This window comes from Staphylococcus sp. GDX8P114P-2 (assembly GCF_017892945.1).
GTDB lineage: Bacteria > Bacillota > Bacilli > Staphylococcales > Staphylococcaceae > Staphylococcus > Staphylococcus arlettae.
Window position 1 is genome coordinate 32,602 of sequence record NZ_JAESMB010000011.1, and the last position, 6,699, is coordinate 39,300.

General features: G+C 34.5%; 9 protein-coding genes. All 9 read right to left on the reverse strand.

All coding sequences use genetic code 11. The features are described from left to right. Window positions 1–25: 25 nt before the first annotated feature. The gene (gene rsmI / locus KA845_RS06045; protein ID WP_103388827.1) at window positions 26–874 is read right to left on the reverse strand and encodes a 16S rRNA (cytidine(1402)-2'-O)-methyltransferase; all 849 of its coding nucleotides are present in this window, start codon (window positions 872–874) and stop codon (window positions 26–28) included. Beyond that, complete coding sequence (locus KA845_RS06050; protein WP_103388826.1) at window positions 875–1,126, reverse strand: GIY-YIG nuclease family protein; 252 nt, start codon at window positions 1,124–1,126, stop codon at window positions 875–877. After that, complete coding sequence (locus tag KA845_RS06055) at window positions 1,119–1,847, reverse strand: tRNA1(Val) (adenine(37)-N6)-methyltransferase (protein ID WP_167868208.1); 729 nt, start codon at window positions 1,845–1,847, stop codon at window positions 1,119–1,121. Before KA845_RS06055 ends, KA845_RS06050 begins: the two co-directional genes overlap by 8 nt. 114 nt (window positions 1,848–1,961) lie before the next feature. Further along, complete coding sequence (gene yabA, locus KA845_RS06060; RefSeq protein ID WP_002509787.1) at window positions 1,962–2,303, reverse strand: DNA replication initiation control protein YabA; 342 nt, start codon at window positions 2,301–2,303, stop codon at window positions 1,962–1,964. A 15-nt stretch (window positions 2,304–2,318) separates the two neighbouring features. Continuing rightward, entirely contained in the window at window positions 2,319–3,122 is an 804-nt protein-coding gene (locus tag KA845_RS06065; protein WP_021459053.1) for a PSP1 domain-containing protein, read from the reverse strand. A 1-nt stretch (window position 3,123) separates the two neighbouring features. After that, the gene (locus KA845_RS06070; protein ID WP_103388824.1) at window positions 3,124–4,050 is read right to left on the reverse strand and encodes a DNA polymerase III subunit; all 927 of its coding nucleotides are present in this window, start codon (window positions 4,048–4,050) and stop codon (window positions 3,124–3,126) included. A gap of 101 nt (window positions 4,051–4,151) precedes the next feature. Next, window positions 4,152–4,481, reverse strand: a complete 330-nt coding sequence (locus KA845_RS06075; RefSeq protein ID WP_002509784.1) for a cyclic-di-AMP receptor — start codon at window positions 4,479–4,481, stop codon at window positions 4,152–4,154. Between the two features lie 27 nt (window positions 4,482–4,508). After that, window positions 4,509–5,129: a dTMP kinase gene (gene tmk / locus KA845_RS06080; protein WP_103388823.1), complete on the reverse strand. Its 621-nt coding sequence runs from the start codon at window positions 5,127–5,129 to the stop codon at window positions 4,509–4,511. Between the two features lies 1 nt (window position 5,130). Then, window positions 5,131–6,474 (reverse strand): aminotransferase class V-fold PLP-dependent enzyme, encoded by a 1,344-nt coding sequence (locus tag KA845_RS06085; protein ID WP_103388822.1) that lies wholly within the window; start codon window positions 6,472–6,474, stop codon window positions 5,131–5,133. Between the last annotated feature and the right edge of the window lie 225 nt (window positions 6,475–6,699).

Below are 6,699 nucleotides of genomic sequence, written 5' to 3' on the forward strand. Positions count from 1 at the left end.
AGTATAACTTCTGTATTCCTTGTGTTTATTGATTATCAGCATTAACGTTATGATATATATCATAAACTTCATTAGTTTTCATTTGTCTATCTTCAGCCACTCGTTTAATTGCTGCTTTAGGCTTCATGTTTTGTGCAGTGTAGTATTGCACGTGTTCCTCAATGGACATTGATTCAAACCATGAAGTATCTTGAGTTGCAGTGGCACCTTCAATTAATAGGACAAATTCACCTTTCAATGGGATAGTAGCCGCTTCGATTTGTACCAATATCTCATTTACAGTAGCCGTTTCAATCTGTTCAAATTTTTTCGTTAGTTCTCTACCTACTGTTACACGCCTACATTCATCTACTTTACGAATAGCTTTTAATGTATCAGTCACACGATGTGGAGATTCATATAAAATCACCGTACTGTCTTCATACATGCGTGTTTCAAGCACCTGTAATTTGTCTTTTTCCTTACGTGGTAAAAAGCCAATAAAAGTATACACAAATGATGGTAGACCACTAGCCATTAATGCAGTCAAACCAGCATTAGGCCCTGGTATCGTTTCAATCTTGATATTATGTTCCCGTGCAGCAACTACTAACTCATAACCAGGATCACTGATTAACGGTAATCCTGCATCAGATACTAACGCAATATTGGTATCATTTAATAATTGTTCGATGAGGTAATCGGTTTGTTGTGCTTTGTTATGTTCGTGATATGATTTTAAAGGCGTATCAATCATATAATGATTACATAATTTTTTAGTAACACGTGTATCTTCACACGCAATTACATCGACATTCTTCAAAGTGTCAACTGCTCTATATGTAATATCTGCCAAATTCCCTATCGGTGTACCTACTAAATATAACGTAGCCATTTAGTTCACCTCACTAATCATCTGTAATTTTTTTTGTCTTGAAAATGTTTTGATTTCATATTCTCTTTTTAGTGCTGCCGATTTAGTTTCAAACACTTCCGAATAGACTAATGTCACTGGACGTCGAACTTTAGTGTACTTTGCACCCTTACCAGCATTATGTTTAGCTATGCGTTGCTCTATATCTTTAGCGTAACCTGTATATAAAGTGCCATCACTACATTTCACGATATAAATATAATGATTATCCATAATAAACTGGTCTCATTTCATCAGAATACGTGCCATCTTCATTATAAATATAAAACGGTGGTTGAATCGCTAGTCCTTGATTCCCATTTTTACGTCCTTCAACAACAATCGTTTGTGCTGACCGTTCTGTTTTACTATAAATCAAATGTAACTTTTTCGGTTCAATTTGATATTTGCGCATTTCACTTAGTACATCCATCACCCGTTCTGCACGATGGACCATCATAAAACGACCACCTTGTTTCAATAAATGCCTTGCTGCCAAACAACAATCTTCTAATGTACATAATATTTCATGTCTCGCAATTTTATGTGCATCCTTTTGATGCTGGTGTAACTGATTGGCTTTAAAATACGGTGGATTACACGTTACTAAATTATATTGGGATGGCTTAAAGTGCATATGAGCTTGTTTTAAATCCATCTCATACATTTTAATACGCCCTGTTAGCTGATTGTGCTGAATACTTCGATCTGCCATATTTACCAGTTGCTGTTGAATTTCTATAGCGTCGATGTGTTGTTCGCCTTTATCCGATAATAATAGTGGAATGATACCATTGCCGGAACATAAATCTAATATACGGTCTTTTTTGCGTACTTCTGTAAAATGTGCCAATAATAGCGCATCTGTCGAAAATGAAAACACTTCGTCATTTTGAATAATACTTAATTCTTCTTTAATTAACTGGTCTAAACGTTCATTTGCCAATAATTCCATACCTTGCCTCCACGCTCCAAAAAAAGAATGAAATGGCAATGCTTGCTATTATTCAAGCCTATCGCTGACACTTCATCCTCTCTTGCTATCTATAACTATTTTTAAAACAATTGTTTATTCACTCAAGACATCAAGACAAAATAAGCAATCGTCGCCTTTACGGTGTTTTCCAAATAATTCGCCTTTACAAATATGAAAACCTTCTTTGTATAACATCGCTAGATTATCTTTACTTCTCAATGGTTGCTTTTTATTTACAGTTGCATCATTGACAACTTCTTTTGTGACTTCTTCTTTATCTATTAACGTTTTAAAATTCTCATTTTCTATTTGTAATGCGACATTTTCTTCAACTAATTCTACAGTTAAGTTTTTCAATTCTACCATATTTTTATTAATTTGATTTACATGCGCTTCTAAATCCGCAAGTCTTTCAAATATTTCACTTCTATTCAACTTAGTGAAAGCCTCCTAATTAAACGCTTCTAACTCTTCAACTTTATACTCTAAAGGTTGTTCTAAACCATCTACTTTTATCTGCATAGAAATATCTAATATATTTAATCCCACAACCTTACCGTTTCCTTCAGGAGTCTCAATAGCATCTCCTACATCTGGCAATTGTGCACGTGCTTCTTCATAATAATCATTTTCATATTTTAAACAACACATTAAACGTCCACATGCGCCTGAAATTTTTGTTGGATTTAACGACAGGTTTTGATCTTTCGCCATCTTAATAGATACTGGCTCAAAATCACCTAAAAACGTGGAACAACATAACGAACGTCCACACGGACCTATGCCACCAAGTAATTTCGCTTCGTCTCTTACACCAATTTGTCTTAGCTCTATTCGAGTTTTCAACTTTTGTGCTAGAATTTTTACTAGTTTTCTAAAATCTACCCTATCGTCAGAAGTAAAGTTAAAAATAACTTTAGATTTATCTAACGTAAATTCACAATTAACTAAACGCATCGCTAAGTCTAATTGTTGCACTGTGTTTTTACATAATTCCAACGCTTCTGCTGAATCTTGTTCGTTTTGTTCGTAATGTTCAATATCTTCTGCTGTTGCAACTCGTACAATTTGTTTTAACGGTAATGTCACATCTTCGTCAGCAACATCTAAAGGTCCGTATTTTACACGACCCATTTCTATTCCTCTTTTTGATTCTACAACAACCCATTGACCTACTTCTAAATCAACATTCATAGGTGAATAATATTCTAGTTTCCCTGATTTTTGAAAGTCGATACCAACCACATTTTGCATATCAATTCACCCCTTTTATAACTATTTGTTCAAACACTAATGTAGGATTTACATTTTGGTTCAATTTTTTATGTGCTTCCGTAATTTGGTCATACATTAAAATAATTTGATTATATGCCATTTGCTTAGCATACTTTTCAATATCTGTCTTGATATCATGATAAATGTAGTTTTGCTCTGTACCTACTTTAGCATGCATAACATCTTCAAAGAAACCGTTAATTGCCGATAAGGCTAGTAACTGTAATTTTCTATTTTTTGCTTGTTTTAAGAGCTCTACAATGCCGATAAGTGCCATATATTTATTCGTTAACAATAAATTACACCAACGCAACACACTTTTACGAAACGCTGCCAAATCTGCCTCTTCATTTAAAGCCACTGCGGTATCAATTTGCGTTGTATATGTACTAATCAACTCTGCAACTGGCCGTGATATTTCACGTTCTTCAAGTCGTTGAATAAATTTCAGCTTATCAATCGGTTTAAAATAAACATGCTGACAGCGCGAATGAATCGTATCTAAAATTTGCTCTGGTTTAGTGGATAGTAAAATAGCGATTGTGTTCTCTGGTGGCTCTTCTAAAAATTTCAAAATACTATTTTCACCTTGAACTGTTAATTTTTCAAACGATTCAATGATATATACTTTATGCGTACTTTCAATTGGCAATTGATTCATATGTCGCACTAATTGTTCAATTTGTTCTTTTTTTATTGTTGTCTCTTCGGAAGATATATACATAAAGTCAGAGTGATTGAAATTTTCTACTTTTAACTGACATTGTTGTTGGTCATCACATAAGATAAGTTTTGCAAAGTCAATTGCGACTTGCTGCATTGTTTGGGCATCGTCACCTTCAAATAAATAGGCATGTGATAACTTATTTGATTGATATGCATTTGTCAGCATCGCTAATTCGTCCATCGCTAAAATACTCCTTTATATAAAAAGGCTGCATATAAGGCAATCTTTAGGTTTAAGCAACATGCTTGTCACCTGAGGAATGCCATATAGCAACCGTAATTTTAGAATTGATGGAATGCTTCAACTGGCATTACAAATACCGTTGCGCCCCCAACTTCTACTTCAACTGGATACGGAATATAAGAGTCTGCACTACCACCCATAGGTGTAATAGGTGATACGAGTTGTTCTCTATTTCCACATGTATCGTTAATTACTTGTAACATGTCGTCTACACGATCGTCTTCAACACCAGACAAGAACGTTGTATTACCTGCTTTTAAAAAGCCACCTGTTGTTGCGAGTTTAGTAGCTCTAAAATTATGTTTTACAAGTTGTTCCGAAAGTTCCTGACTATCTTGATCCTGTATAATCGCTATAATCATTTTCATTTTCAAACACCTCTTTTGATTATTATATCATAATTTTTTTAAATATTTGATGATAGATTTATAAGTTTCATTTACTACATCGTCAATATTTTTATCTGCATCAATCACTACAAAACGTCCATTATCATCTTCTTTAATAAGCTGATGGTAACCTGCTACTACTTTTTCGTGAAATGCTAGATCTTCTTGATCCAAACGGTTTTGCTGACGAAGATTTTTTATAATACGATTACGTCCTACTTCTACACTAACATCTAAATAAATAGTTAAATCCGGATATAAACCATTAATCGCAAATTCATTTATGCTTCTCACTTCTTCTATTCCTATACCCCTTGCGTAACCTTGATAAGCTAACGAGCTATCTATATAACGATCACATAGGACAACTTTGTTTTCTTCTAATGCAGGAATTACTTTTCCTACAAGATGTTCACGTCTCGATGCAGCAAATAGTAACGCTTCTGTGCGTTCATCCATCGCTTCACCTTCTAGCAATATTTTTCTAATTTGCTCACCTGTATTAACGCCACCTGGCTCTCTTGTTGAAATAATATTATATTCTGTTGCTAGCTTTTCTGCAACCTGTTGTAGAACTGTAGTTTTTCCCGATCCTTCAGGACCCTCCAGTGTGATAAATGCTGACATGTTATTCATCCTTAACTTCTATTTTATTATCTTTCATACCTTCTACCCTTGTTTTTTGAGTAGACCAATATCGCATTAATTCTATCATATTTTCGGTCACTTTTTCGCCCTGAAACATAATTGGAATTCCTGGTGGATAAGGTACAATGTGTTGTGCTAAATAATATCCTGTTGCTTCTTCAATATTAAGTAGCTTAGTTTTATTTATACTCATCGCTTTATAATAGCCCTGTTCACTGTCAACAGAATTGATACTTTGCTGATATGTTGCTTTTTGCTGTAATTGCATTTTGCGAATTCTTGCTACTAAATTATCAAACGGATAACTATCATTTTCATGCCACAATGGTAAAATCAATAGTGCTTGTAATTCGTCAGCCAATTCTACATATATCGCTTCATTTTCAAACAGTTGCTGTATTTCATACCCATTATAACCTGGAGCTTGTATAACTAGTTTTAATGGATCATCACTTTCTATAACGTCGAACCCCTGTGTATGTAATGCTGCAATAATCTGTTCACGTTTATGTCTAAATTCCTTATTATCATACGTCTCATAAAACTCATGTGCCAATTCCAAACTCGACATCATCAAATATGAAGGGCTTGAAGTTTGAAAATAGCTTAAATATTTACGTACTGCCGCTTGCATTGGTGCATTTTTATGTATATATAGGACTGAACTCATTGTTAATGCAGGTAAGGTTTTATGATACGACTGCACTACATAGTCGGCACCCATTGTCATTGTAGATTGTGGGAAACTAGGTAAACCAAAATGTGCGCCATGCGCTTCATCAATAAGTATAGGAATGTTGTGGTCTTTAAACTGTTGAATCGCTGATGCAATATCAAAACATTCTCCATAATAATTAGGATAAGTTAATATCGCTAACTTATGTTGACGCGCATACCAATCAACGCGTGCTAAATCTGGACCTATATATTGTCTCGTTTGTTTACTCAACTGCATTGGTAATAGTGTGGCATCACCGTTGGCCAATTCGAGACCGTGAAATACAGACTTATGTGCATTACGCGCAATTATATAGGATCCCGATAACGATGCAAAACCCTGTATAACAGACATAATACCGGATGTCGTACCATTTACTAATAAAAAAGCATCATAATCTTTATGTTTAGATAAGTTTTCCATTGTTTCCTGCATAATACCTTCAGGATGATGCAAATCATCTAATCCGGTAATTTCAGTCATATCCATCGAAACATCTAATTGTTGTAAATTACCAATAGTATTATTTTTATGTCCCGGGACATGGAGTGAAATAGGTCGTTGTTCTAAAATGCTTTTTAATTTAGCTATTACTGGCTTATGCATAGTAATCACATCCATATATCTTATAATTTAACACGTTCTATCTTATCAGATTTAAAAGTAGTTTACATTAGTAGTACTTTGCATGTAATGCACTAGTACTACTTATGCAATTGCTCCAGCAATTGTACACCTTTTTTCGTGGCAACTCCCTGCTTTTGTTCTTAAGACACTGCGGTCTAGATAGTATATTCTAGACATAAAAAAAGAGACCTCTCGGTCTCGGCT

Coding starts and splice junctions, on each gene's coding strand:
- KA845_RS06070 (WP_103388824.1), bottom strand. CDS start 4,050: ATGGACGAATTAGCGATGCTGACAAATGCATATCAATCAAATAAGTTA.
- tmk (WP_103388823.1), bottom strand. CDS start 5,129: ATGTCAGCATTTATCACACTGGAGGGTCCTGAAGGATCGGGAAAAACT.
- KA845_RS06055 (WP_167868208.1), bottom strand. CDS start 1,847: ATGGAATTATTGGCAAATGAACGTTTAGACCAGTTAATTAAAGAAGAA.
- KA845_RS06085 (WP_103388822.1), bottom strand. CDS start 6,474: ATGCATAAGCCAGTAATAGCTAAATTAAAAAGCATTTTAGAACAACGA.
- KA845_RS06050 (WP_103388826.1), bottom strand. CDS start 1,126: ATGGATAATCATTATATTTATATCGTGAAATGTAGTGATGGCACTTTA.
- rsmI (WP_103388827.1), bottom strand. CDS start 874: ATGGCTACGTTATATTTAGTAGGTACACCGATAGGGAATTTGGCAGAT.
- KA845_RS06075 (WP_002509784.1), bottom strand. CDS start 4,481: ATGAAAATGATTATAGCGATTATACAGGATCAAGATAGTCAGGAACTT.
- KA845_RS06065 (WP_021459053.1), bottom strand. CDS start 3,122: ATGCAAAATGTGGTTGGTATCGACTTTCAAAAATCAGGGAAACTAGAA.